Origin of the sequence: Allobosea massiliensis (genome assembly GCF_042655245.1) — a bacterium.
GTDB lineage: Bacteria > Pseudomonadota > Alphaproteobacteria > Rhizobiales > Beijerinckiaceae > Allobosea > Allobosea massiliensis.
Map to the genome: position 1 here is coordinate 274730 of NZ_JBHSLU010000004.1, position 25832 is coordinate 300561.

At 67.6% G+C, this 25832-nt stretch carries 21 protein-coding genes; 5 read left to right on the plus strand and 16 right to left on the minus strand.

The features are described 5' to 3' along the window. Positions 1-2: 2 nt before the first annotated feature. From rfbB to ACFPN9_RS02375, 10 genes are all read right to left on the minus strand, one after another. Complete coding sequence (rfbB, locus tag ACFPN9_RS02330; RefSeq protein WP_245282428.1) at positions 3-1067, minus strand: dTDP-glucose 4,6-dehydratase; 1065 nt, start codon at positions 1065-1067, stop codon at positions 3-5. Positions 1068-1160: 93 nt separating this feature from the next. Then, on the minus strand, positions 1161-1943 hold the full coding sequence (locus ACFPN9_RS02335; protein WP_066725520.1) for an enoyl-CoA hydratase/isomerase family protein: 783 nt from the start codon (positions 1941-1943) through the stop codon (positions 1161-1163). A gap of 41 nt (positions 1944-1984) precedes the next feature. Beyond that, complete coding sequence (locus tag ACFPN9_RS02340) at positions 1985-3625, minus strand: ABC transporter ATP-binding protein (protein ID WP_066725517.1); 1641 nt, start codon at positions 3623-3625, stop codon at positions 1985-1987. Beyond that, a complete protein-coding gene (locus ACFPN9_RS02345) occupies positions 3622-4548 on the minus strand; it encodes an ABC transporter permease (protein ID WP_082735488.1) in 927 nt (308 codons plus the stop codon). The genes ACFPN9_RS02340 and ACFPN9_RS02345 overlap by 4 nt, the downstream gene beginning before the upstream one ends. Further along, a complete protein-coding gene (locus ACFPN9_RS02350; RefSeq protein ID WP_066725514.1) occupies positions 4545-5486 on the minus strand; it encodes an ABC transporter permease in 942 nt (313 codons plus the stop codon). The genes ACFPN9_RS02345 and ACFPN9_RS02350 overlap by 4 nt, the downstream gene beginning before the upstream one ends. Before the next feature lie 33 nt (positions 5487-5519). After that, positions 5520-7085, minus strand: coding sequence for an ABC transporter substrate-binding protein (locus ACFPN9_RS02355; RefSeq protein WP_066725511.1), 1566 nt, complete (start codon positions 7083-7085; stop codon positions 5520-5522). A 91-nt stretch (positions 7086-7176) separates the two neighbouring features. Continuing rightward, positions 7177-8313 (minus strand): M20/M25/M40 family metallo-hydrolase, encoded by a 1137-nt coding sequence (locus ACFPN9_RS02360; RefSeq protein ID WP_066725508.1) that lies wholly within the window; start codon positions 8311-8313, stop codon positions 7177-7179. 11 nt (positions 8314-8324) lie between these two features. Next, a complete protein-coding gene (locus ACFPN9_RS02365) occupies positions 8325-9485 on the minus strand; it encodes a M20 aminoacylase family protein (RefSeq protein ID WP_066725506.1) in 1161 nt (386 codons plus the stop codon). Positions 9486-9516: 31 nt separating this feature from the next. Then, positions 9517-11016 (minus strand): M81 family metallopeptidase, encoded by a 1500-nt coding sequence (locus ACFPN9_RS02370; protein WP_066725678.1) that lies wholly within the window; start codon positions 11014-11016, stop codon positions 9517-9519. 116 nt (positions 11017-11132) lie between these two features. Then, entirely contained in the window at positions 11133-11906 is a 774-nt protein-coding gene (locus ACFPN9_RS02375) for a ferredoxin--NADP reductase (protein ID WP_066725504.1), read from the minus strand. 266 nt (positions 11907-12172) lie between these two features. Between ACFPN9_RS02375 and pepT the strand changes: the two genes are divergently transcribed. Then, positions 12173-13393 carry a peptidase T gene (gene pepT, locus ACFPN9_RS02380; protein WP_066725502.1) on the plus strand — a complete coding sequence of 407 codons (1221 nt, stop codon included), beginning with the start codon at positions 12173-12175 and terminating at the stop codon, positions 13391-13393. A 9-nt stretch (positions 13394-13402) separates the two neighbouring features. On the opposite strand, the gene ACFPN9_RS02385 is transcribed toward pepT, so the two are convergent. Next, the gene (locus ACFPN9_RS02385) at positions 13403-13723 is read right to left on the minus strand and encodes a hypothetical protein (protein ID WP_066725500.1); all 321 of its coding nucleotides are present in this window, start codon (positions 13721-13723) and stop codon (positions 13403-13405) included. Between the two features lie 139 nt (positions 13724-13862). On the opposite strand from ACFPN9_RS02385, the gene ACFPN9_RS02390 reads away from it, so the two are divergent. The 3 genes from ACFPN9_RS02390 (at position 13863) to ACFPN9_RS02400 (ending at position 20813) form a co-directional block, all read left to right on the plus strand. Further along, a complete protein-coding gene (locus tag ACFPN9_RS02390; RefSeq protein ID WP_197426714.1) occupies positions 13863-16196 on the plus strand; it encodes a putative bifunctional diguanylate cyclase/phosphodiesterase in 2334 nt (777 codons plus the stop codon). Positions 16197-16350: 154 nt separating this feature from the next. Next, positions 16351-17079 (plus strand): N-acyl amino acid synthase FeeM domain-containing protein, encoded by a 729-nt coding sequence (locus ACFPN9_RS02395; protein ID WP_066725496.1) that lies wholly within the window; start codon positions 16351-16353, stop codon positions 17077-17079. Between the two features lie 191 nt (positions 17080-17270). Continuing rightward, positions 17271-20813, plus strand: coding sequence for a PAS domain S-box protein (locus ACFPN9_RS02400; protein ID WP_082735486.1), 3543 nt, complete (start codon positions 17271-17273; stop codon positions 20811-20813). A 22-nt stretch (positions 20814-20835) separates the two neighbouring features. On the opposite strand, the gene ACFPN9_RS02405 is transcribed toward ACFPN9_RS02400, so the two are convergent. After that, positions 20836-22092, minus strand: a complete 1257-nt coding sequence (locus tag ACFPN9_RS02405; protein WP_066725494.1) for an SAM-dependent methyltransferase — start codon at positions 22090-22092, stop codon at positions 20836-20838. Between the two features lie 228 nt (positions 22093-22320). Between ACFPN9_RS02405 and ACFPN9_RS02410 the strand changes: the two genes are divergently transcribed. Beyond that, the gene (locus tag ACFPN9_RS02410; protein ID WP_066725492.1) at positions 22321-22734 is read left to right on the plus strand and encodes a DUF2177 family protein; all 414 of its coding nucleotides are present in this window, start codon (positions 22321-22323) and stop codon (positions 22732-22734) included. Here ACFPN9_RS02410 and ACFPN9_RS02415 read toward each other — a convergent pair. Genes ACFPN9_RS02415 through ACFPN9_RS02430 form a run of 4 tightly spaced genes read right to left on the minus strand, consistent with a single transcriptional unit; the run spans position 22731 to position 25736 of the window. Further along, complete coding sequence (locus ACFPN9_RS02415) at positions 22731-23756, minus strand: SAM-dependent methyltransferase (RefSeq protein WP_066725490.1); 1026 nt, start codon at positions 23754-23756, stop codon at positions 22731-22733. The two genes, ACFPN9_RS02410 and ACFPN9_RS02415, sit on opposite strands and share 4 nt — an antisense overlap. Positions 23757-23764: 8 nt before the next feature. After that, a complete protein-coding gene (locus tag ACFPN9_RS02420) occupies positions 23765-24571 on the minus strand; it encodes a DUF1295 domain-containing protein (RefSeq protein ID WP_066725488.1) in 807 nt (268 codons plus the stop codon). Further along, positions 24568-25197, minus strand: a complete 630-nt coding sequence (locus ACFPN9_RS02425; protein WP_066725485.1) for a ChrR family anti-sigma-E factor — start codon at positions 25195-25197, stop codon at positions 24568-24570. The genes ACFPN9_RS02420 and ACFPN9_RS02425 overlap by 4 nt, the downstream gene beginning before the upstream one ends. Then, the gene (locus ACFPN9_RS02430) at positions 25194-25736 is read right to left on the minus strand and encodes a sigma-70 family RNA polymerase sigma factor (protein WP_066725482.1); all 543 of its coding nucleotides are present in this window, start codon (positions 25734-25736) and stop codon (positions 25194-25196) included. The genes ACFPN9_RS02425 and ACFPN9_RS02430 overlap by 4 nt, the downstream gene beginning before the upstream one ends. Positions 25737-25832 lie beyond the last annotated feature (96 nt).

Genomic DNA, 25832 nt, shown 5'->3' on the forward strand with positions numbered 1-25832 from the left:
GGTCAGCGCCCTCCCTCGGCGGCCGGGGCCGCACCGGTGCCCAGCCGCTCGCCGCGATAGACCCCGGAGCGGATGTCGTTCCACCAATCCTGATGCGCGAGATACCACTCGACCGTGCGGCGAAGGCCGCTTTCGAAGCTCTGCCGCGGGGCCCAGCCGAGTTCGCGACGGATCTTGCCGGCGTCGATCGCATAGCGCGCATCATGCCCCGGCCGGTCGGCGACATAGGTGATCAACCGGGCATGCGGCCCGGCCGGATCGGGCCGCAGTTCGTCGAGCAGCGCGCAGATCGCCTCGACCACTTGGCGGTTCGACATCTCGGCCGAGCCCCCGATCGCATAGGTCTCGCCGGACCGCCCATTCTGCGCCACCAGCAGCAGCGCCTCGGCATGGTCCTCGACATAGAGCCAGTCGCGCACGTTCAGACCGTTGCCATAGATCGGCAGCGGCTTGCCCTCGATCCCGTTGATGATCATCAGCGGGATCAGCTTCTCCGGGAAATGATAGGGCCCGTAATTGTTCGAGCAGTTGGTGACGAGCGTCGGCAGGCCGTAGGTGTGGTGCCAGGCCCGCACGAGATGATCGGAAGCCGCCTTCGAGGCCGAATAGGGCGAGTTCGGCGCATAGGCTGTCGCCTCGTCGAACAGGCCGTCCGGCCCCAGCGAGCCGAAGACCTCGTCGGTCGAGATGTGGTGGAAGCGAAAGCGCTCGCGACGCCCCCCCTCGAGCCCGCGCCAGTGCCGCAGCGCCTCCTGCAGCAGCACATAGGAGCCGACGATATTGGTCTCGATGAAGGCTCCGGGCCCGTCGATGGAGCGGTCGACATGGCTCTCGGCGGCGAGATGCAGCACGATGTCGGGGTCGAAATCGGCGAAGATCGCCCGCATCCGCTCGCCATCGGCGATGTCCGCCTTCTCGAAGCGATAGCGCGGATCGGCGGAAACCGGCGCCAGCGAGGCCAGATTGCCGGCATAGGTCAGCTTGTCGACGACGCAGACCGCGGCCTCCGTCTGCGCGATCAGCCGGCGCACCACGGCCGAGCCGATGAAGCCCGCTCCGCCCGTCACGAGATACCTCAGACCCGCCGTCAAAACCGCCCCCGCTCCCGCTACGGGCGCATCTAGGCGATGGACACGTCCCGCGTAAACCCGCCGCTTGTCTCAACGGCCCTGCCAGTTCGGCGTGCGCTTGCCGAGAAAGGCCTCCATGCCTTCGCGGAAATCGGCGCTGTCATAGCACATCACCACCAGATCATCGCCGCCATCGGCCGGCATCGTGGCGGCGGTCAGCCGGCGAAGCGCTTCTTTCGTCGCCCGCATCGTCAGCGGCGCATGCCCGGCGATGGTCGTTGCCAGTTCGCGGGCCCGGCTCATCAGCGCCGCGTGATCGGCGACGATCTCGCTGTAGAGGCCGACGCGATGCCCCTCCTCCGCCTCCATCAGCCGGGCCGTGAAGACGATGTCCTTGACCCGCGCCGGCCCGAGCAGCGCCGCGAGCCGGGCATGGTTCGCCATCGACAGGCAATTGCCCAGCGTGCGCGCGATCGGAAAGCCGAAGCGCGCCGTCGGCGTGGCGATGCGGATGTCGCAGGCGCAGGCGATGCTGGCCCCTCCGCCGGTCACCGCCCCCGAGATCGCCGCGATCATCGGGACCGGACAACGCTCGATCGCGGTGATGACGCGGTCGATCTTTTCCTCATAGTCCAGCGCATCCTGAGGCGAGGCGAAGCTGCGGAACTGCGCGATGTCCGTTCCGGCCGCGAACGCCTTGTCGCCCGCACCGGTGACGATCAGCACCTTGGGCGCGCCATGGGCGGCCGGGTCGCTGCAGATCGCCGCCAGCCGCTCATACATCGCAAAGGTCAGCGCATTGCGGGCCTGGGGGCGGTTCAGCGTGATCGTGCCGATCCCGGCTTCGACCGTGTAGAGAATCTCGTCGTCCATGCGCCCGCTTCCGTCGGTTGCCGAGGAGGCGGACTATCCGGTCAGGCCTCTACCGCGTCAACGGCGGGCGTCCCGGTCGCGAAATCCCGCCCCGGCGCCGCCTCGATCAGGGCGCGGGTGTAGGGATGCGCGGGGGCGGCGAAGACCTGCGAGGTCGCGCCCTGCTCGACGACCAGGCCTTTTTCCATCACCACGATGCGGTCGCAGATTTGCGCGGCCACCCGCAGGTCATGGGTGATGAACAGGATCGCCAGGTTGAAACGCGCCTGCACATCGGCGAGCAGGGCCAGCACCTGTTTCTGGACCGACACGTCCAGCGCCGAAACGGCCTCGTCCGCGATCAGAATCTCCGGCTCCATCGCCAGCGCGCGGGCGATCGCGATGCGCTGGCGCTGCCCTCCCGAGAACTGGTGCGGATAGCGTTCGAGCGCGGTCGGCTGCAGCCCGACCAGCGCCATCAGGTCGCGCGCCCGCTGCAGCGCCTCCTCCTCGCTTAGTCCGAAATTCATCGGCCCCTCGATGATCGAGGCCCCAACGGTGCGGCGGGGGTTGAGCGAGCGGAATGGGTCCTGGAAGACCACCTGGATCTTGCGGCGATAGGGCCGCAGGCGCCGCTCGGGCAGTTGGGCGATGTCGATGTCGGGCACGAGAATGGAGCCGACGCTGGGCGGCATCAGCCGCGCGATGCAGCGCGCCACCGTGGTCTTGCCGGAGCCGGATTCGCCGACAATGCCGACGGTCTCACCGCGCCGCACGCGGATCGCGACATCCTTCGCCGCATGCACGACCCGCTCCTTCCGGAACAGCGCTTTCGAGCTGTAGGTCTTGCCGAGCCCGGCCGCTTCCAGCGCGAGCGGACCGAGAACCGGCTTCCGCTGCGCCGGCTTCAGACTCGGCACGGCGGCGATCAGCATCTGCGTGTAGGGGTGTTGTGGCCGCGTCAGGATGTCCGCGGCGGCGCCCTGCTCGACCACGCGCCCCTTCTCCATCACCACGACCCGGTCGGCGATCTCGGCGACGACGCCGAAATCATGCGTGATGAACAGCACGCCGGTGCCACGGCGGCTCTGCATGTCCTTGATCAGCTTCAGGATCTGCGCCTGCGTCGTGACATCGAGCGCGGTCGTCGGCTCGTCGGCGATCAGGAGCGCCGGATCGAGGATCAGCGCGGCCGCGATCATCACGCGCTGGCGCTGCCCGCCGGAGATCTGATGCGGATAGGAGGCGTGCATCCGCTCCGGATCGGGCAGGCGCATCGCCTCCAGCATCGCCAGCACGCGGCTGCGCCGCTCGGCGGGGCCGAGATCGGTGTGGATGCGCAGAACCTCCTCGATCTGGTCGCCGATCGTCAGCACCGGGTTCAGCGCCGTCATCGGCTCCTGGAAGATCATCGCCATCCGGTCGCCGCGCAGCGCCCGCAGCCGCTGCGGCGTCGCCACCAGAACATCCTCGCCCTCCAGGCGGATCGCGCCCGCGACGGGCTTCAGCGCCCTGGCGAGCAGGCCCAGGACCGAGAAGGCGGTGACGGATTTGCCCGAGCCCGATTCCCCGACGACGCAGACGATTTCGCCCGCGCCGACGCTGAGCGAGACGTCATCGACAGCGAAGGCGCGGTCGCCGCCGCCGGGCAAAGCGATGCTCAGCCCCGCGATCTCCAGGACGGGTGTCTGTCCCTCGCTCATCGGCCGGCCATCTTGGGATCGAGGGTGTCGCGCAGCCCGTCGCCGAGCATGTTCACCGCCAACACCGTGAGGCCGAGGAAGATGCCGGGATAGAGGATGTTGTGCGGGAAGACGCGGAAGAGATTGCGCCCCTCTGCCATGATGTTGCCCCAGGTCGGGATCTCCGGAGGGATGCCGATGCCGAGGAAGGACAGGATCGCCTCGACCAGGATCGCAGAGGCCGCGATGAAGGTGCCCTGCACGATCAGGGGCGCGATGGTATTGGGCAGGATGTGGCGGACCATCAGCTTCGGCAGTCGCGTGCCGGCCATGATCGCCGCCTCGACATAGGGCTCCTCGCGCACCGACAGCACGATCGACCGCACGACCCGTACGACGCGCGGGATCTCCGGCACGATGATCGCGATGATCACCGAAACGAGACCGCTGCGGAACAGCGAGACGACCGCGATGGCGAGCAGGATGCCGGGTATCGCCATCAGCCCGTCCATGAAGCGCATGATCACCCCGTCGAGCGCGCGGACATAGCCGGCGATCAGCCCGATCACGAGCCCGATGGCGATGGCGATCGAGGCGACGGAGACCGCGATCAGCAGCGAGACGCGGGCTCCGTAGACGACGCGGCTATAGACGTCGCGGCCGAGCGAATCCGTCCCCATCCGATGCTTGAACACGGTCGTCGTGCCGTCATCGGCGCGGATCGTCCGCTCAAAACCCGGCACACGGTTGCGCGTGCTCGGGTTGATCGCGGTCGGATCGATCGTGCCGAGATAGGGCGCCAACAGCCCGATCAGCGCCATCAGCAGCAGCACCGTTCCGCCGATCAGCACCACGGGATTGCGCAGCAGCCGCCTCAGGATGGTGCGGGCCGGTGCGGCCGGTTCGGCCGGAGCCGGCGCCAGGAGGGTCGGCTCGGCGCTCAATAGCGGATCCTCGGGTCGAACAGGCTGTAGGCGAGGTCGATCAGCAGGTTGATGCCGACATAGACCCCCGAGAACAGCAGGATCACCGCCTGAATGGTCGGGTAGTCGCGCGCCAGCACCGCATCGACGGTCAGTCGGCCGAGCCCGGGGATCGCATAGACACTTTCGGTGACCACGACGCCGCCGATGAGCAGCGCAATGCCGATCCCGACGACGGTGACGATCGGCACCGCCGCGTTCTTGAGCGCATGGCGGAACAGGATCTTGCGCTCGACCTGCCCCTTGGCGCGGGCGGTGCGGATATAGTCCTCGTTCAGCACCTCGAGCACGCTGGCCCGCGTCATCCGCGCGATCAGCGCGATATAGATCACCGACAGCGTCACCGCCGGCAGCACCAGCCGCTGCAGGAAGCCCCCGAACCCGCCCGAGAGCGGCTGGTAGCCTTGGACCGGGAACCAGCCCAGCGTGATCGCGAAGACATAGATCAGCGCATAGCCGATCACGAAGACCGGCACCGAGAAGCCCAGCACCGAGAAGCCCATCACGATCCGGTCGATCCAGGAGCCGTGCTTGTAAGCGGCGAGCACGCCGAGCGGGATCGCCACGCAGATCGCGATCAGCATCGTCGCGAAGGCGAGCGACAGGGTCGGCTCGATCCGCCCGGCGATGAGTTCGCCGATCGGCTTCTTGAAGAAGAAGCTCTCGCCGAGGTCGCCGCGCAGCAGATTGCCGGCCCAGATCGCGAACTGCGTCGGGATCGGCTTGTCGAGCCCGAGCCGGTTGCGGATCAGTGCGATCTGCTCGGTCGTCGCATTGTCGCCCGCGATCACCGCAGCGGGGTCGCCGGGCGTCAGCCGCAGCATCAGGAAGACCAGGACCGCGACGATCACCAGCACGGGGACCGTCGCGAGCAGGCGCCGCAGGATGTAGCCGAGCATCAGCGCCGGATCCGCAGGGTCAGCGTCGCCACCTCACTTCTTCTCGACGTTCCAGAACACCGGGGCCGGCGCCGTCAGGATGCCGCTGACGCTCTTACGGGCCGCGATCGGCACATTGTACTGGCCGAGATGGACATGGGTGACGACTTCGCGCCAGCGCATCTGCACGGCTTCCGCGATCGCCTTCTGCTTCGCCGGATCGGGTTCGCGGGCGAAATCGTCGCGCAGCTTCTCCATCTGCTCGTCGCAGGGCCAACCGAACGCCGCCTTGTCGCAGCTGGCATTGAAGAAGCCCGCCATCACCGGGTTGAGGATGTCGGCCGAAACCCAGGAGGTCTGCATCACGTTCCAGCCGCCCTTGTCGATCGGATCCTTGCGGACGCGGCGGGAGACCACGGTCTGCCAGTCGGAGGATTGCATGTCGACCTTGAAGCCGCCGCGCTCCAGCAGCTGCTTGGCGACGGGGCCGAGATTGGTCAGCGACTGCAGGTCGGTGGAGTGCAGCAGCACGATCGGCTTGCCGTCATAGCCGGCTTCCTTGAGCAGCTCCTGAGACTTCCGGAAGTTCGATTCCAGCAGCCCCTCCATCCCCTTCTCGGAGGCGAGCGGCGTGCCGCAGACGAACATCGCCTTGCAGGGCTGGTAGTAATCAGGATTGCCGACCGTCGCCTCGAGGAAATCCTTCTGGTTCAGCGCATAGGTCACGGCCTGGCGCACCTTCGGGTTGTCGAAGGGCGGCTGGGTGTGGTTGAAGCGCATCGTGTATTGCAGGCCGAGCGGGTTGTAGTTCCACAGCTTGATGTTCTTGTCGCCGGCGAGCAGCGGGATCAGGTCGAAGGCCGGCTGCTCGATCATGTCGATCTCGCCGGCGAGCAGCGCGTTCACCGCCTGCTGTTGGTCGGTCACCGCCAGCCACTCGATGCGGTCGAGCTTCGCGACCTTGCCGCCGGCAAGGCCCGAGGCCGGCTCGGCGCGCGGCTTGTAGTCCTTGAATTTCGTATAGACGATCTTGTCACCCGGCTTCCATTCGTCGGTCTTCAGCACGAAGGGGCCGGAGCCGATGAACTCCGAGATCTGCGTGTTCGGATCGGTGTCCGCCACGCGCTTGGGCATCATGAACGGCACGTTCGACGACGGTTTGCCGAGACCGAAGATCAGCAGGCCGGTCGGCGATTTCAGCTTCACCGTGAAGCTCTTGGCATCGTCGGCGGTGATCGTGTCGACGAAGGTCATCAGCTTCTGACCGACCGGGTCCTTGGCCGACCAGCGCTTGATCGAGGCGATGCAATCCTCCGAGGTGACGGGCTTGCCGTCATGCCAGAGCAGACCGTCGCGGAGGGTGAACTTGTAGGTCAGCTTGTCGGGCGATTCGGTGAAGGTCTCGACCATCTGCGGCTTGATCGCGCCGGCCTCGTCCATCGAGAACAGCGTGTCGTAGATCATGTAGCCGTGATTGCGGACGATATAGGCCGTGGTCCAGATCGGATCGACGATCTTCACGTCGGAATGCATCACGACCTTGAGGGTCTGTGCCGGCGCCATCGAGGTGCCGGCAATGATCGCGCAGGCGGCCACCAAAGTCTTCAAACGCCATGCCATGGTGCTCTCCCTCGGTCTGTCGTGCGCGTTCGGCGCATCGCGATCTATGCAGGCCCTGTGCCACCGGGCGGCGCATGCTCGCCCGGCATCCTCATGCGGTCAACCGCGCCAGCAGCCCGGCCATCAGCCGGGTGCGCTGCAGCAGGCTTCCCACCTCGATATGCTCCTCCAACGTATGGTAGCCGGCGCCCAGCAGACCGAGCCCATCCAGCGAGGGAAGCCCTGCGGCTCCGGTAAAATTGGCATCCGAACCTCCGCCCGCCGAGCCGTGTTCGAGGCTCCAGCCTAGATCGGCGGCGACCTCGCGCGCGAGACCGAAAAGTTCGAGCGTGGCCGCGTCCGGTTCCCAGACGGGCCGGGTCACGCCGCGTGTCACGCTGAAGCGCGTGCCGTCGGTATTCTGCACGCCCAGCGCCAGCATACGCTCGACCCCGCGGTCGAGATCCGCCTGCCGCTTCGCCATGCTGAGCGCCTCGGCTCGACAGGTCGTCGGCACGCAATTGACCCATTGCCCGCCCTGGATCACGCCGACGCTGAAGGTGCAGTCGTCATCGGTCATCGCCTCGATCGCGAGCAGCTGCTGCGCCATCATGCTGATCGCGGAGCGGCCGTTCTTGAGCTGGGAGCCGGCATGGCTCGGCCGCCCTTCGGCGAGGAGGTTGAAGCGGGCGATCGCATAGCGCCCGGTGACGACGCCGTTGCCCGGCCGCCCCGGCTCGGGAACGAGGATGAAGCGATGCCGACGCGCCTGCTCCATGATCAGGTCGCGTGTGCCGGGACTGCCGATCTCCTCGTCGCTGGTGAACAGCACGCTGACCGGCAGCGGCGTCTCGATCCCCGCCTTGGCCAGCGCGATGATCGCCTGCAGCCCGGCATAGGCGCCGCCCTTCATGTCGAGGATTCCCGGCCCGTAGCAGCGCCAGCCGTCGCGCCGGAAGGGCAGCGTCTTCAGCGTGCCGACAGGATGCACCGTGTCGAGATGCGACATCATCAGGATGCCGGGCTCAGCCCTTCGCGGATGCGGAAAGTCGCCGCGCAGGCAGTCGCCGAGGCCGGGCGGGCCAGGAAAGCGAGTGACGATGGCGCCGGCCGCGACAAGCTCGCTCGCCGCGAAATCCATCATCCGGTTCACGGCCGCGACGTCGAAGGTCGGGCTCTCGCATTCGATCCAGGGCCGAAGGCCCGCGAGCAGGGCATCGAGATCGAGGGGCAGATCGGCGGGGTTCATGCGGGACGCCTTCAGGCTTTGCTGCGCGTTTCGACGAGCCGCGCCAGCAGGCTCGCCCCGATCGGCAGGATGCCGTCATCGAGCACGAAGGCCGGGTTGTGGACCGGCACGCTGCCGGCGTGGCCGACCCAGGCATAGGCACCGGGCACTACGCGCAGCATGTCGGCGAAATCCTCGCTGCCCATCACCGGCTTCGTCTCGGTCAGGACATTGCCCGCCCCGACGATCTCGGCGGCGACGGCGGCCGTGGCGACCGCCTGCTCGGGATGGTTCACCAGCACGTCGAAGATGCCGCGGATGTCGATGTCGACCTGCACGCCGAAGGTCGTCGCCATGCCGGCGCAAATCTCGCGCATCCGTTCCCGGATCAGCTTGGCGATCTCGGGCGAGAAGGTCCGCACCGTGCCGGCCAGCGCCGCCTCCTCCGGGATCACGTTATAGGCCGAGCCGGCATGGATCTGCGTGATCGAGAGCACGGCCGCCTCGCGCGGATCGGCGTTGCGGCTGACGATCGTCTGCAGCGCGGCCGCGAGCGAGATCGCGACGATGACCGGGTCGCGCCCGACATGGGGCATGGCGCCATGGCTGCCCTTGCCGGTGATCTTGATGTCGAAGAAATCCGCCCCCGCCATCGCCGGACCGGGGAAGACGGCGATCTGGCCGGGGTCGAGATTGGGCGCGTTGTGGATGCCGTAGATCTCGTCGCAGGGGAAGCGCTCGAACAGGTTGTCCGCGAGCATGGCGCGCGCCCCGCCGAGCCCCTCCTCCGCCGGCTGGAACACGAAGATCGCCGTGCCCGCGAAGCCGCGGTTCTCGGCGAGATAACGCGCCGCCCCCAGCAGCATCGTGGTGTGGCCGTCATGGCCGCAGGCATGCATCCGGCCGGGGATGGTCGAGCGCCAGGGCAGGTTGGTGATCTCGTCCATCGGCAGCGCGTCCATGTCGGCACGCAGGCCAATGCGCCGGCCCGGCCCACCCGTGCCCTGCAGGACGCCGACCACGCCGGTGCCGCCGATGCCACGATGAACCTCGATGCCCCAGGCTTCCAGCTTCTCGGCGACGATGCCCGACGTCCGGACCTCCTCGAAGCCGATCTCGGGATGGGCGTGGAGATCGCGGCGAATGGCGACGAGCTCGTCCGTGAAGGCCTCGATCGCGGTCAGGGCAGGCATGGGCAGAAACTCCGGGAGGGATTGAGGGCGATCAGCCGAAGACAGGGCCGAGCGGCGCGGTGCGCAGCCCCGGCCGCAGATGCTTCCAGGGCAGCACGGAGGGATCGACCGGCATCGGGCCGGGCGCGGCGCAGACCAGGATGGAATGCGCGATCGGTTCGAAATCGGCGCGGAAATGCACGGAGCTCTTGTTGACGAGGATCGCCTGCTCGGTCGGCTCGATGCCGACCTGCCGGTACATCGCCTGGTCCGCCATCTGCGCCTTGCGCGAGGCGACGACGATGCGGACGCCGCCGATCCGCAGCGCCGCGCAGGGACCGAGATTCATCCGCGATCCCCCGAAGAAGGGGCCGGGCGCCACGAAGCGCCCGTCCGAGAGCTGCTCGACGACGAACTCGCCTTCGAGCGGCACATCGCCGGGGATGCCGGATTTGGCGCCGAGCGCAGCCCGGATCGTCGCACCGACGCCCGCCTCATGCGCCTGGCGCGCCACCTCGGGATCGACGATCAGCCCGATCGCCGCCCGCTGCGCCCCGTTGCGGACGAGCGCGCGCGCCATACCCATCGTATCGGAATCGCCGCCTGCACCGGGATTGTCCTGCGTGTCGGAGATGACGATCGGCTTGGTCGCCCCTTGCGCCAGCGCCATCGCAGCCTTCACGCCCTCGTCCGGCGCGAAGACCTTGCCGTTGAACGCAGCCTCGCTCGCCATCACGCGCGCCGTTACGGCGTCGGCCGCCCGGTCGGCATCTCTTTGCGTCGCGCCATAGGCGACGACAGTCGGCCCGCAATCGGGAAAATCGGCGGCCGGGAAGCCCGGCAGGAAGGAGAGCGTCGGCACGCTGTCGCCCTCCAGCGCGGCGAGTTCGGCATAGATCGTCGCGCACGGCTCCATCGCCGTCGCCTGCCAGGCGATCGGGATCAGATAGGGGATCTGCCGGAAGGCCTTGGCGTCGCGCTTGGCCGTGCCGATCAGCCGCGCGAGATAGGTCGTCGCGCGGCTGCCCGTCAGCGCCATATCGACATGGGGATAGGTCCTATAGGCCACCAGCGCATCGGCGCTGTCGACCATGAGCTGCGTGACATTGCCATGCAGATCGAGGCTGGCGACCAGCGGTACGTCCGGGCCGATCGCGGCGCGCACGCGCCGCAGCGTTTCGCCCTCCCCGTCCGGGAAGCCTTCCGCCACCATGGCGCCGTGCAGATCGAGATAGACGCCATCCAGCGGCAATGCCGCCGCGGTGCGTTCGACCAGTTCGCCCAGCAGCGTCTCGAAAGCCTCGGCCGTGACATGGGCGGAGGGGCTGGCGGCGCACCACAGCGTCGGCACCATCTCCCAGCCCAGCCCGCGCGCCGTCTCGACGAAACCGCAGGCGCCGACATTGACGTTGCGCACCGCCTCGAACACGGCCTCGCCCCGCGCCAGCGACGGCCAGCCGCCACCCTGGATGAAGGCGTCGAGTCCCGCCTTGCTCGGCGCGAAGGTGTTGGTCTCGTGCAGGAACCCGCCGAAGGCGATGCGTGGCGACATGGGCGTAGGCTCCGGCTCGGCGACGAACCGCTGCAGGTCATCACGCCGGACGACCGGCCACAAGGCCGAAAACGAGCCGGCTGCCTTTCAAAAAGGCAAAGCTGGCCTGCGTCCCGTCACTTCTCGACGAAGGCGCGCTCCACCACATAGGTCGCCGGCGTCGAGCTCGAGCCCTCGACGAAGCCGCGTCCCTCGAGCTGGACCTTCATGTCGGCCAGCATCGCCGGGCTGCCGCAGAGCATGACCCGGTCGTTCTCGGCATTGGCGAAGGGCAGCCCGAGCGAGGCGAACCAGTCCGGCGAGGCGAACAGCTCGGTCACGCGGCCGCGATTGCGGTAGTCCTCGCGGGTCACGGTCGGATGGTAGATGAGCTGGCTGGCGACCATCTCGCCGATCAGCTCGTCAGCCGGCAGCTCCTCGCGGATGAAGGTCTCATAGGCCAGTTCCGACACCAGTCGCACGCCATGGACGAGCACGACCTTCTCGAAACGCTCATAGGTGGCCGGATCGCGGATCAGGCTCATGAAGGGTGCGAGCCCGGTGCCGGTCGATAGGAAATACAGGTTGCGGCCTGGCACCAAATTGTCGTGCAGCAGCGTGCCGGTGGCCTTGCGGCCGATCAGGATCTCGTCGCCGGGCACGATCTTCTGCAGGCGAGAGGTCAGCGGGCCGTCGGGCACCTTGATGCTGAGGAATTCGAGTTCCTCGTCATAGGGCGCGCAGGCCATGCTGTAGGCGCGCAGCAGGGGGCGCCCCTCGACCATCAGGCCGATCATCGCGAACTGGCCGGCCTCGAAGCGGAAGGCGGGATTGCGGGTGGTGCGGAAGCTGAACAGCGTGTCGTTCCAGTGATGAACCGACAGGACCTTCTCGACATACTGGTTGCTCATGCTCGTCTCTTCCGTCCCGTCCTCTGCCCTCTGCATCGCGAGGCCGGGCCTCGCGCCGATGCGCGGCCTCTCCTCGGCGAAGCCGGCGCCGAAGGCAAGCCGTTCTCTGCCTGCGAGACCGGCTCATCTGCCTTGATTCGCCGCAAATCCCGGCGCGGACGCAGACAGCCGCACCACAGGTGCCAGCCAGCGGGTCGCCGCGAGACGCGACATCCGCTATGGCGGGTGATCGCCGCCGGCAAAGCGCCGGCGGGACCGGAGACGCCATGACCATCCGCGCCGAACTGACCGAGCGCTTCCTGCGCTATGTCGCCATCGAGAGCCAGAGCGATGCACGCGCCACAGCTCTGCCCAGCACGCCGGGCCAGCAAAGCCTCGCCGATCTCCTGGCGCGGGAACTGCGCGCTCTCGGCCTGTCGGACGTCGTGGTCGACGATCATGCCACCGTCACGGCGGTGAAGCGGGGCAACCGCCCTGGCGCGCCACGGATCGGCTTCATCGCTCATCTCGACACGGTCGATTCTGGCCTCTCGCCCGTCATCCGCCCGCAGATCCTGCGCTTCGAGGGCGAGGATCTCTGCCTGAACCGCGATCAGGACATCTGGCTGCGCGTCGCCAACCACCCCGAGATCCGCCGTTGGACCGGCGAAGACATCCTGTTCAGCGACGGCACCAGCGTGCTCGGGGCCGACAACAAGGCTGCGGTGGCGATCATCATGACGCTGCTGGCGCGGCTCGGCTCCGACGATCCCCATGGCGACCTCGCGATCGCTTTCGTGCCGGACGAGGAGATCGGTCTGCGCGGCGCCAAGGCGCTCGACCTCGCCCGCTTCCCCTGCGACTTCGCCTATACGATCGACAGCTGCGAGGTCGGCGAGGTCGTCATCGAGAACTTCAACGCTGCGGCGGGAGAACTCGCCTTCACCGGCGTCCCCGCCCACCCGATGTCGGCCAAGGGCGTGATGGTCAACCCGCTGCTGATGGCGCATGACTACATCGCCGCCTTCGACCGCGCGGAAACCCCGGAGCGGACCGAGCAGCGCGAAGGCTATGTCTGGTTCACGGAAATGACCGCCAATCCCGGTCAGGCCATTCTCAAACTCGCCATCCGCGATTTCGACCGTCAGAGCTTCGCGCGGCGCAAGCGACGCGTGACGGAGGTGGCGGAGGCGATCGCCGACCGCTACCCGACGGGGCGGGTCTCCTGCAGCCTCTCCGACACCTATGGCAACATCGCCGACAGCCTCGGCGACGATCGCCGCCCGGTGGATCGCCTGCTGGCGGCGATGAAAGGTCTGGGGGTCGAGCCCAAGCTGATCCCGATGCGCGGCGGCACCGACGGCGCGGCGCTCTCCGCCCGCGGGCTGCCGACGCCGAACTTCTTCACCGGCGCCTACAACTTCCACTCGCGCTTCGAATTCCTGCCGCTGCCCGCCTTCGAGACCGCCTATGCAGTTGCTCGCGCGGTGTGTCTCGAGCCCGTCTGAGGCGACGTCTCAGCTCAGCAGACGGCCCGCCAGCGGAACGACGGTCGGCGGCGCCTCCACCTCCTCATCGGCGAAGCCGGGCAGGAAGGCGCCGCAGGATGCGGTCGCGGCTTCGCCCGCCGTGATCGGGCCCTCGGCGAGCCGGCGCAGTAACGCGGCCTTGAGCGGACAGGGCCCCGCCCCCGCCATGCCGGAACTCTCGGCGAGGTCGAGCAGGCATGACGCGCAGGGCGCCTGCGACAGGCGCACCGGCGCACCGCTGAGGAGACGCGGAAAGGGCAGCATCGGCAGGTGGTCCGGTGGTTCGAGCGGCACTCGGATGCCGAGCATGGCGTGCCGATCTCTCCAACGCGTTAACCCGGACCCGAGATGGCGGGGCCATCGAGCGACAGCCAGCCACTGCGGAAGCACAACGGCATTTTAACCGTCGCTCGCCATGCTCCCCCGGTTGTGGCCCCAGGGACTACCGATGCCCTCTCGTTCCTCCCATCGCGTCATCGATCAGGGATTGCGCGACGAGGTCTACATCTCGCTGGTCCGCTCGCTCTATGCGGACCCGCGCACGCTGGTTGTCGGGTCCAGCGGCTCGGTGCTGGCGGCCTTCGTCACGGCGGCAATGACGGGTCACGTCGCCTTTTATGGCTGCGCCCTCGCCATGCTGGTGCTGACGCTGGTCCGGGCCGTGGACGCCGTGCAGTTCAAGGCCGCGTCGCGCACCCTGAGGCGGCCGAGCCAGGCCGCCCGCTGGGAACTGCGCTACACCGCCCTGTCCTCGGTTTATGTTTTCGTGCTCGGGCTCTGGTCCTTCCTTGCCTTCGCCCTGCAGGCGAGTCCGCCGGTCCAGCTCCTCGCCTTCTCGATGACGCTCGCCAACATGATCGGCGTCGCCGGCCGCAATTACGGCAGCCGGATGCTGGTGATGACCCAGCTCAGCTGCGCCGGTGTGCCGCTGCTGGCCGGCCTGACGCTGGCCGGGAACAGCCACTATGCGGTCGTCGCCTGCGTGCTCGCGCCTTTCCTCGTCAGCTTCAAGACCATCGCGGACAAGCTGCGCGCGACGCTGACGACGGCCGTCGTCTCGGCCAAGCATGAGCGCCTGCTGGCGGCCAGGCTCGAGACCGCGCTCGACAACATGGCCCATGGCCTGTGCATGTTCGACCAGTCCGGCATGCTCTCGCTGGTCAACCGGCGCCTGCCCGGCATCGTCGGCCTGCCGGGCGGCCTGGCGGAGCCCGGCCGCGGCATCGGCCGTCTTCTGATCCGCGCGCAGCGCGCCGGTGTGATCGGCCGCGCCCAGTTGCGCAGCCTCGTCCTGGCAGCCCGTCTGGCGTTGCGCGACCACGCCGAGGCACGGCTCACGACCAGCCTGGTCAACGGCCGAATCCTCGAACTCACCTTTCGCACATCGGACGTGACCGGCACCGTCGTGGTGGTCGAGGACATCACCGAACAGCGGCAGCAGGAGGACATGATCCGCCAGCTCGCCCATTACGATCCGCTCACTGGTCTGCCCAATCGCAGCCTGCTGCGTTCCCATCTCCAGAGCCTGATCGGCGAGGCCGACAAGAGCTTCGCCATCCTGTTCATCGATCTCGACCACTTCAAGAAGGTCAACGACACGCTGGGCCACCCCTGCGGCGACGCGCTGCTCGTCGAGGTCTCCCGCCGCCTCACGGCAACCTTGCCGGCCGCCTCGCTCATCGCGCGGCTCGGCGGCGACGAATTCGTGGCCATCATGCCCGACATGGTCGAGCGCGAGGCGCTGGAGAAGATCACGGCCCGCGTCAGCGCGAGCCTGCTGCAGCCCTATGAGATCGAGGGCAACGCCATCGTCAGCAGCGCCAGCATCGGCATCGCGATCAGCCCGGATGACGGGCGAGATCCAGACATCGTTATCCGCAACGCCGATCTCGCGCTCTACGCGGCCAAGTCGAGCGGGCGGGGCTGCGCCCAGTTCTACGACAGCAGCATGATCGAGGTCGCCCGCGCACGTCGGATCGTCGAGATCGATCTGCGCGAGGCTTTGGCGAGCGACCAGTTCGAACTGTTCTATCAGCCGATCGTGGCCATGCAGACCGGCCGGATCACGAGCTGCGAGGCGCTCCTGCGCTGGCGGCACCCCGAGCGTGGCATCGTCTCGCCGGGCGAATTCATCGGCATCGCCGAGGAGGTCGGGCTGATCGCGCAGATCGGTCGCGTCGTCCTCGACAAGGCCTGCCGCGAAGCGACCCACTGGCCGGACAGCGTCTCGGTCGCCGTCAACATCTCGGCGATTCATTTCCGCGGCGACGCGGTCGTGGAGGATGTCGCGGCAGCGCTGGAGCGCACGGGCCTCGCGCCCTCCCGCCTCGTCGTCGAACTGACCGAATCCGCGCTGATGCAGGATGATGCGCTGGCGCTCTCGACGCTGACGCGCCTGCGCGACCTCGGCGTGCGCATCGCGCTCGATGATTTCGGCACGGGCTATTCCAGCCTGAGCTATCTCCAGTCGTTTCCGCTCCACAAGATCAAGATCGACCGCTCCTTCGTCTCGGGCGGCCGCGAGACCCGCAAGGACCAGACGCTGCTCGTCGGCATCGCCCGGCTCTGCAAGGAACTGGGCCTCACCGTCGTGGCCGAAGGCGTCGAGACGGTGGGCCAGCTCGACACCCTCGCCCGCATGGGAGCGATCGACGAGGTCCAGGGCTATCTCCTCGCCCGGCCGCAGCCGACGTCGCAGTTGCGCGACCTGATCGCCGCCTTCGCCCAGCGCTCGCTGACGGCGAGCGTGGAGCGGTTGCCGGTGCGCCGCCAGGCTCGCTGAGCCCCTCGCTTGCCACCGTAACATTCGCGCCGCACTGCCCGGAAAACGCTCGCAAGCGACGTTGCGGCAGGCTCAAACTTGGGCGGACCGCCGCTTGACGACTCCGTCGCGGGCCGATGATGGTTAATTCCAGTTAACCATCATCGGTCGCGTCATGGTCGAAACCGCCGCACTCCAGGTGCCCTCCCTGAGCGACCGTGTGCTGCGGGCGATGGAGCGCATCGAGTACCGTCTCGCGACCGACACCGCTGACCGCGAACGCATCTTCAACCTGCGCTACCGCGCCTATCTCCGCGAAGGTGCGATCGCCGAGAGCGAGGACGAGCGCTTCACCGACCCGGTGGACGACCATCCGAACTGTCTGATTTTCGGCGTCTATGCCGATGGCGATCTGGCGGGAGCCATCCGCCTCAGCATAACCGTGCCGGGCCTGCCGCAGATCCCGACGGCGCAGGTCTTCCCCGAGGCGGTCCTGCCCCTGATCGACGCCGGCCATGTGCTGGTCGATCCGACCCGTTTCGTCGCCGATCCGCACTGGTCACGGGCCCTGCCGGAACTGGCCTATCTGACGCTGCGGCTGCCTTGGCTGGCGATGGAGCAGTTCGGCGCGGACATCATGCTGGCTGCGGTGCGGCCGGAACATTATCCCTTCTATCGCCGCCTCTGGGGCAACACCGTCGCTGCGCCGGCCACGCTCTATCCCGGCCTGTCGAAGCCGGTCATGCTGTCGCTGCTCGACTATGCCCGGGCGGCGCCGCGCGTCGAAAAGCTCTACCCGTTCTTCCGGGCCCGCGACGACGAGCGCACGGCGATCTTCGGCACCAGCGCCCTGCCGTGGCTGCCGCTGGGCGCTCCCGCTCTCTCCGGGCCGCTGCGGGCCTGAGGGGTCGCCCTAACGGCTGAAGGCGAATTTGGTTCCATGCGTCGCGGCGTGAAACCCCTGCCGTCGCTTGCAAAAAACGAATTCCCTCCCGTTCCGGCAATGCTCTAGAAGTCTCAGGCCCCGACATCGCTTCCGCGGTGGGGTTCGCGCCGGATTCCGCCCGGCGCGGTGGCCCTGAATGGCGGATCCGCATGTCCGACGCCGACCCTGCCCGTGTTTTCCACTTCCTCAAAGGCGACAGCGAACTCGCCGGGCTGATCGCCCGGTTCGACTGGTCCGCGACGACGCTCGGACCCGTCGACAGCTGGCCGGCGACCATCCGCTCCGTCGTCGGCATGATCCTGCATTCACCGCTGCCTATCGTGACGCTCTGGGGCGAGCCGGGCATCATGATCTACAATGACGCCTATTCCGTCTTCGCGGGAGCGCGCCACCCGCAACTGCTCGGCTCCGAGGTTCGCAAGGGATGGCCCGAGGTCGCCGATTTCAACGACAACGTCGTCCGCACCGTTTTCCGCGAGGGCCGGACGCTCTCCTACAAGGATCAGGAGCTGACCCTGAACCGCGGCTCCGGCCCGGCCCAGGTCTGGATGAACCTGGACTATTCGCCGATCCTCGGCGACGACGGGGTGCCTCTCGGCGTCATCGCGATCGTCGTCGAGACCACCGAGAAGGTCACGGCCGACCGGCAGCTGCGCAACGAGCGCCTGCGCCTGCAGCAGATGTACGAGCAGGCGCCCTCCTTCATGGCGATGCTGGAGGGGCCGGAGCACCGCTTCTCCCTCGTCAACGAGGCCTATCAGCAGTTGATCGGCCGTCGCGACGTGATGGGTCGGACTGTCGCCGAGGCCCTGCCAGACGCGGCCGAGCAGGGCTATGTCCGCATCCTCGACGACGTCTTCGCGAGCGGAATGGCCTATCGCGCCTCCGGGGCGCGCTTCCAGGCGCGCAACCCCGATGGCGGCCCGTCTTACACGCGCTTCGTCGATTTTGTCTTCCAGCCCATCACCGATGCAACCGGCCAGGTGACAGGCATCTTCGTCGACGGCATCGACGTCACAGACCGCATCGTTGCGCAGGAGGCGATCCGCGCCAGCGAGGCGCAGTTCCGCTCCTTCGCCCAGGCGATGCCGAACCATGTCTGGACCGCGCCGGCGGACGGCCGGCTCGACTGGTTCAACGAGCGCGTCATGGAATACAGCGGCCGCGAGGCCCAGGAGCTTCTGGCGGAGGGATGGCTCGCCATCGTCCATCCCGACGACCGCGATGCGGCGGTCAAGCTGTGGCAGGGAGCTTTGACCTCCGGCGAACGCTACGAGACCGAGTTCCGCATTCGCAGCGCGGCCGGCGAGTTCCGCTGGCATCTGGTCCGCGCCGTGCCGATCCGTAGCGAAGCGGGCGAGATCATCCGCTGGATCGGCACCAGCACAGACATCCACGAGCAGAAACTGGCCGAGGTCGAGACCACGCGAGACCGCGACCGGCTCTGGAAGCTGTCGCAGGAATTGATGCTGGTCTGCGACTATGAGGGCATCGTGACGGCGGTCAATCCATCGGCCGAGCGGCTTCTCGGCTGGACGGAGTGCGAAATGGCAGGGAGGCCCCTGTCGGACTTCGTCCACCCTGATGACCTGGACCGCACGGCGGCCGAGGTTCTCAAGCTCTCGCATGGCGCGACGACGCTGGCCTTCGAGAACCGCTATCGCTGCCGCGACGGCAGCTACCGCCTGCTCGACTGGACGGCCGTGCCGGATTCCGGCCGCATCCACGCTATCGGGCGCGACATCACCGAGGAGCGCCGCGCTACCCGCGACCGTGACCGGATCTGGAACCTCTCGCCCGTTCTCAAGGTCGTCGCCAAGCCCGACGGCACGGTGACGGCGGTCAATCCGACCTGGACAAAGGTGCTCGGCTGGTCATCGGCCCAGACCGTCGGCCGCACGATCCTGGATTTCGTCGATCCCGACGATCGCGAGGCCGCAGCGGAGCGCCTCGCCCGTCTGGCAAGCGGTGCGCCGATCATGGCTTCCGAAAGCGCAATTCTGACGGCGGATGGCGGAAGGCGTCGGATCGCCTGGACCAGCGTGCCCGACGGCGACACGATCTATGCGTTCGGCCGCGACATCACGGCGGAGACGGAAGCCGCCGCGGCGCTCGCGAGCAGCGAGGCGGCGCTGCGCCAGGCGCAGAAGATGGAGGCGATCGGCCAGCTCACCGGCGGCGTCGCCCATGACTTCAACAATTTGCTGCAGGTGGTCAGCGGCAATCTCCAGCTTCTCGCCCGCGATGTCGCGGGCAATGAGAGGGCAGCCCGGCGCATCCAGAACGCGATGGAGGGCGTCGCCCGCGGTTCCCGCCTCGCCTCGCAGCTTCTCGCCTTCGGCAGGCGCCAGCCTCTGGCCCCGAAGGTCATCAATCTCGGCAAGCTGATCCGTGGCATGGACGAGATGCTGCGGCGTGCGCTCGGCGAGACGATCGAAATCGAAAGCGTCGTTGCTGGCGGCCTCTGGAACACGCTGGTCGATCCCAGCAACGTCGAGAACGCCCTGCTCAACCTCGCCATCAACGCCCGCGACGCCATGGACGGCCGCGGCAAGCTGACGATCGAGGCCGGCAATGCGGTTCTCGACAGCACCTATGCCCGCATCCATCCTGACGTCGCGCCGGGCCGCTACGTCATGCTCGCCGTAACCGACACCGGCTCCGGCATCCCGCCCGAGATCGTCGACAAGGTCTTCGACCCCTTCTTCAGCACCAAGCCGGAAGGCAAGGGCACGGGGCTCGGCCTTTCCATGGTCTACGGCTTCGTCAAGCAGTCCGGCGGCCATGTGAAGATCTACAGCGAACCCGGCGAAGGCACGACGATCCGGCTCTACCTGCCGCGCTCGGTCGAGAGCGAGGACGAGCTGGTGGCGTTCGATACCGGGCCGATCGCCGGCGGCACCGAGACGATCCTCGTGGCCGAGGACGACAAGGGCGTCCGCGAGACGGTGATCGAGACGCTGACCGATCTCGGCTATCGCGTGCTGCAGGCGCCCGATGCGAAATCGGCCCTCGCCATCGTCGAGAGCGGCATCCATATCGACATGCTCTTCACCGATGTCGTGATGCCCGGCCCGATGAAGAGCACCGAACTGGCGCGCAAGGCGGTCGAAAGACTGCCGGGGCTGACGGTGCTGTTCACCTCGGGCTACACCGAGAACTCGATCGTCCATGAGGGGCGGCTCGACGAGGGTGTCGAGCTGCTGAGCAAGCCCTACTCGCTCGAGCAGCTCGCGCGGAAGGTGCGCCACCAGTTCGCCAACGCCGCCCAGCAGCGGCTGGCAGCAGCGCCCCCTCCGCGGGCGGAGCCGGCCCCGGCCGCTGTGCGCAAGCTCTCGATCCTGCTCTGCGAGGACGACGCCCTGATCGCCATGGCGACCGTCGACATGCTGGAGGATCTCGGCCATTCCGTCATCGAGACGGGTCTGGCCCGCGACGCCCTCGCCATGCTGGACAAGGCGCAGGTCGATATCCTTCTGACCGATGTGGGCCTGCCGGATATGCCGGGCACGGCGCTCGTCGCCAAGGCCCGCGAGAAGCGGCCCGATCTGCCGGTCGTCTTCGCCACGGGCCATTCACGCGTCGAAGGCGTCGAGATCGACGAGCGGACCGCGCTGGTGGTGAAGCCCTATCAGCCCAGCCACCTCGCCGCCGCGGTCGCGAAGATCGCAGCGCTGCTGGGCCCGCGCTGACACGCGGGCCCGTGCGAGTGGCTCAGGCGGGCGCCTTGGACTTACCCTCGCCCACTGTAATCGCAAACAGACCGACATCGGTGGCGGCGCTGCGGAAGCCGCCCTCGCAATAGCAGAGATAGAACTCCCAGAGCCGCCGGAAGGGCTCGTCGAAGCCGAGCGGGCGGATCGATTGCCACTGCACCAGGAAGCGTCGGCGCCATTCCTGCAGAGTCAGCGCATAGCTCTCGCCGAAACTGAACCGGTCGGCGAGCTTCAGCCCCGCCGCGTCGATCTGCTCGTTCATAGCGCTGTGCGAGGGCAGGAGCCCGCCGGGGAAGATATAGTGCTGGATGAAGTCAGCGCCGCTGGCATAGGAGGCGAAACGGCTGTCCTCGATCGTGATCGCCTGCAGCACGATGCGGCCATCGGGCTTGAGGCAGTTGCGCAGCGTCGCGAAATAGGCGGGCCAGAACTCGCGGCCGACGGCCTCGATCATCTCGATCGAGACGATCCGGTCGAACTGTCCGGTCACGTCGCGGTAGTCCTGCAGCCGCAGATCGACCCGGTCGGACAGTCCGGCATCGGCAATGCGCTGCTGCGCATAGGCCAGTTGCGAGGGCGAGAGCGTGATGCCCGTGACATGGCAGCCTTCGCGGGCCAGCCGTTCCGCCAGCGCGCCCCATCCGCAGCCGATCTCGAGCACGCGCTCGCCGCCCTTGAGCTGCAGCCGCTCGACGATCAGGTCGAGCTTGGCGACCTGGGCCTGCTCGAGCGTTTGGCCCGGCTGCGTATAGAGCGCCGAGGAATAGGTCATGCTCTCGTCGAGCCACTGCGCGTAGAAGGCATTGCCCAAGTCGTAATGGGCCGTGATGTTACGCTTGCTGCCGCGGCGGGTGTTGGCGCGCCCGAGATGCAGCATCCGCGTCAGCATGCGCGCCGGCCAGCTCCCGGAGATCATGGCGCGCAGCGTGTGGTCGTTCACGGCCGCCAGTTCGATCACGGCCGTCATGTCAGGGCTGCTGAAATCGCCGTCGCAATAGGCGCGGGCGAAGCCGATATCGCTCTGCAGCACGAGCCGGCGAATGGCCCGCCAGCGCTTGAGGACGATCATCGCGTCGGGGCCGGGCTCCGGCGCCTGCTGCACGAGCACGGCGCCATCCGGCGTCACCACCGTCAGTCGTCCCCGCGCCAGCCGCGCCATCAGCTTCGCCAGGAACGCCCGCGACAGCCCCAGACTCCAATCCGGGGCGAGCCGTGCCACGCGAACCAGATCCTGCTGCCGTGTTTCGTCTGTCATCGTCCGTATCCGACCGTTTCCGCTGGAACGCCGCCCCGGTCTCGACGTTGAGGCTGGGGCAGGCCGCCGCGCCTCATCTGTCCTGTCGAAGCGTGTCAGACTGCATACGCTGCAAGCGCGCAAACAGATTTGCAGCGCGAGCGGCCGTCCCAAGAAAGGCGATCCGCGCTTCCGCGGTCAACGTAACAGGGCCCATGCCCCGGAGAACAGGATGACCCGGAGAACAGAATGACCTTCCTCGCAGGCTACCTCATCTTCCTGGTCGTGTTCGGCGTGATCGACGTGATCTGGCTTTCGCTGATGGCGGGCGCGCTCTATCGCCCGACCTTGGGCGATGCCCTGCTCGAGCGGATCCGCTGGGCGCCGGCGCTGCTGTTCTATTTCGCCTTCCCGGCCGGGCTGATCCATTTCGCGCTGATGCCCGCCTTGGCGGGCGGCTCGCCGATGGCAGCCTTCGTCAACGGCGCGCTGCTCGGGCTGCTCGCTTACGGCACCTATGACCTGACCAACTATGCCACGTTGCGGCGCTGGACGCTGACGATCACCCTGGCCGACCTCGTCTATGGCAGCCTGGTGGCCGGCGTTTCGACGCTGGCGGCCTATGCGGGCGTGGTCGCGATGCGCGGCTGGGGCTGGCTTTAGGCTGGCTTCAGCCGGTAATGGCCGACGCCCCAGGACTCGCCGCCGGCATGGCCGAAGAGCCCGCTGGTGGCGAGGAAGAACAGCCGCCAGCGCCGGCGCCACAAACCCGCATCGGCGCCATAGACCTGCGACAGGATCGGGTCGATCACCGGCAGATTGCGGTCGAAATTGGCGAGCCAGTCTTCTGCGGTGCGCTTGTAATGCTCGCCGCTCCAGTGCCATTCCGATTCGACGTCGAACAGCTCCGGAAAGCAGTGCACCAGCCGCCGGCTCGGCATCAGCCCGCCGGTGAAGAAGTGCTGGGCGATCCAGTCCGACTTGTCCTCGACATCGAAGCGATAGCAGGCCGAGCGATGGGTGAAGACGTGCAGGAAGAGCCGTCCCTCGGGTTTCAGCCAGCCCCGCGCCCGCGACAGCAGCTCGGTCCAGTTCGCCATGTGCTCGAACATCTCGACCGAGACGATGCGGTCGAAGCCACCCTCGCTGGCAAAGGCGTTCATGTCGGCTGTGACGATCCGCAGATTCGACAGGCCCCGCGCCGCGATCTCGCCCTCGATAAAGGCACGCTGCGAGGCCGAGTTGGAAACAGCGGTGATCTGAGCGGACGGCAGCCGCTCCGCCATGAACAGCGACAGCGAGCCCCAGCCGCAACCGAGCTCGAGGATGCGCTGCCCGTCCCGGAGATCGGCATGCTCGAGGGTGAGTTCGAGCGCCCGAACCTCAGCCTCGTCCAGCGTCGTCTGCGGCGTGTCGTAGTAGCAGCAGGAGTATTTCCGCCTCGCTCCCAGCGCAGCCTGGAAGAAGGCCGCCGGCACCTCGTAATGCTGGCGGTTGGCGGCGTCCGCATGCTGCGCGATCGGGTACTGGCCCATCGACGCGACAAAGGAGGAGTCCGGCTCGGCCTCGCCCTGACGCAGCTTGCGATCGGTGCGACCGACGAGCGTGGCGATGCCGGCGCGGGTGACGACGTCGGGCAGCGGCAGGCGCTCGCCCCAATTGCCGAGATGGTCCAGAATCGTCATCGCAAACCTCAGCCGGTGGCGGGCGGCCAGGGCAGCAGCGCGCTGGTGCGCCGCTGATAGGCCCGGTAAGCGTCGCCATGCTTGGCGACCATGTGTTCCTCGAGCGGCGGAATGCCGGAGATGCGCGTCAGCAGGAGCGTCATGGCGATCGGCGCCAGCAGAGCGATGAAGCCGTAGCCATAGCCGGAGACCGCGATTGCGATCACCGGATAGGCGCTCCAAAGCACGCATTCGAAGAAGTAGTTGGGGTGGCGCGACCAGGCCCAAAGCCCCTGGTCGCAGACCTTGCCCTTGTTGGCAGGATCGCGGGCGAAAGCACGCAATTGCCGGTCGGCGATGGCGCCGCCACCGACACCGATGGCGAAGACCAGCACGCCGACGAAGTCCTGGAGACCCAGCGTGGAGGCGGGATTGTGCGCGGCCAGCACGATCGCCATCGCCAGCGGCGCGCTGGCGAGCGCCTGCAGCATCAGGAAGCGGAACATCTGGCGGTCCTTGTCGGCCCCCCAATCGCGCTTGAGCTTGGCGTAGCGCGGATCATCCGAGATGCCCCGCGTGCGCGAAGCGACATGGAGGCCCAGCCGCAGCGCCCACGCCGCCGCCAACCCAGCGACGAGAACACGACGCGACATCGGCCCGGCGCCGAAAGGCAACAGCGAGCCGACCATGCCGGCCGTCCCCAGCCCGAAGGTCCAGATCGAATCGATCCAGCCCGAATTGCCTGTGCGCCGCTCGACCAACCAGGCCCCCGTCATCGCGACGACCATGACGAGCGCGACGGTCGCCAGCGCCAGCAGGAAGGAGAGCGCGGTCACAGCCGCACCAGCGGTTGCAGCAGGCGGCCGAGCCAGCCCTCGAATTTCACCTCGCCCGTCAGCGCGACGATGCAGGTGCATCCTTCTACGGCATCGACACGCGGATGGTGCTCGTGGTTCTCGTTCGCCTCGTCGAAATCACCGCGGGCGAACCGGCCATATTCATGCTCATAGGCGCCCGAGAGGATCGTGGTCCACTCATGGCCCGTATGGCGATGCTCCGGCAGCCGCGTCCCGGGAGCGGCCCGCAGCATGAAGACACGCGACTCGGCGCCCGGAACCTTGACCCGCCGCAGCGAAACCCCGAGCCCGATCGGCTGCCAGCGGCCAAGCTCATAGGGCTGCAGCACGCGCGGCAATCCTGTCTCCACCGGCCGCAAAGCCGGAGGCTCGTCGTGGTCTTCGCGCTCGAGGCGTGCCAGCGCGTCCTCGGCCGAGGTCAGCATCGGAACCGCTTCGCCGGCCGCGAGTACACCACCGCCGACCGCCTCGATCTCGCGCAGGGCCCGCGCTGAGGCCGGATTCATTTCGACATGCGCCGCGACCACGAGCGACATGCCTTCGTCGAGCCGGCCTGCGGCGAAGCCGGCCAAGGTCTCGTCCGACGGGAGATGCCGGGCGTTCATCGCAGATCCTCCAGATGTCGGCGCAGATGCGCCATGGCCAGCCGCAGACGCGACTTCACCGTTCCGAGCGGGATAGAGAGCTTGTTGGCCACGTCCTGGTGGCTGAATCCCTCGAGAAAGGCGAGTTCAACGACCCGATATTGCTCTTTGGACAGTCCTTTGAGCGCGACGCGTACCCGAGCATCACGTTCCGAGCCGGACAGAACCTCGTCGGGCTGCTCCGGCCCGTCTTCCTCCTCCAGCAGGTCGAAGACCTGGGATTGGCGCGAACGCTTCTCCCGCCGCGCATGATCGATCCGGAGATTGCGCGCGATCGTCGCGATCCAGGTGCTGGCGCCGGCCTTGGCGGGGTCGAACAGGGCAGCCTTGCGCCACACTGTCATCAGCGTTTCCTGGGCCAGCTCCTCCGCCAGATCCGGCGGCGTGCCGCCGCGCATCAGCAGGCCTTTCACGCGAGGCGCGAAATGGTCGAACAAGCGCGCGAAGGCTTGGCGGTCGGCGGAAGACGCGATGGCCTGAACAAGGGCGTCTGCATCCATGGGGACGGTGATCGAACCTCTCCGCACCCCGGCCGTGACCGGGGATCGTGACTTCTGTCCTGTTGCGGGCGTTGCGAACATGGCCCCTTTACGCGG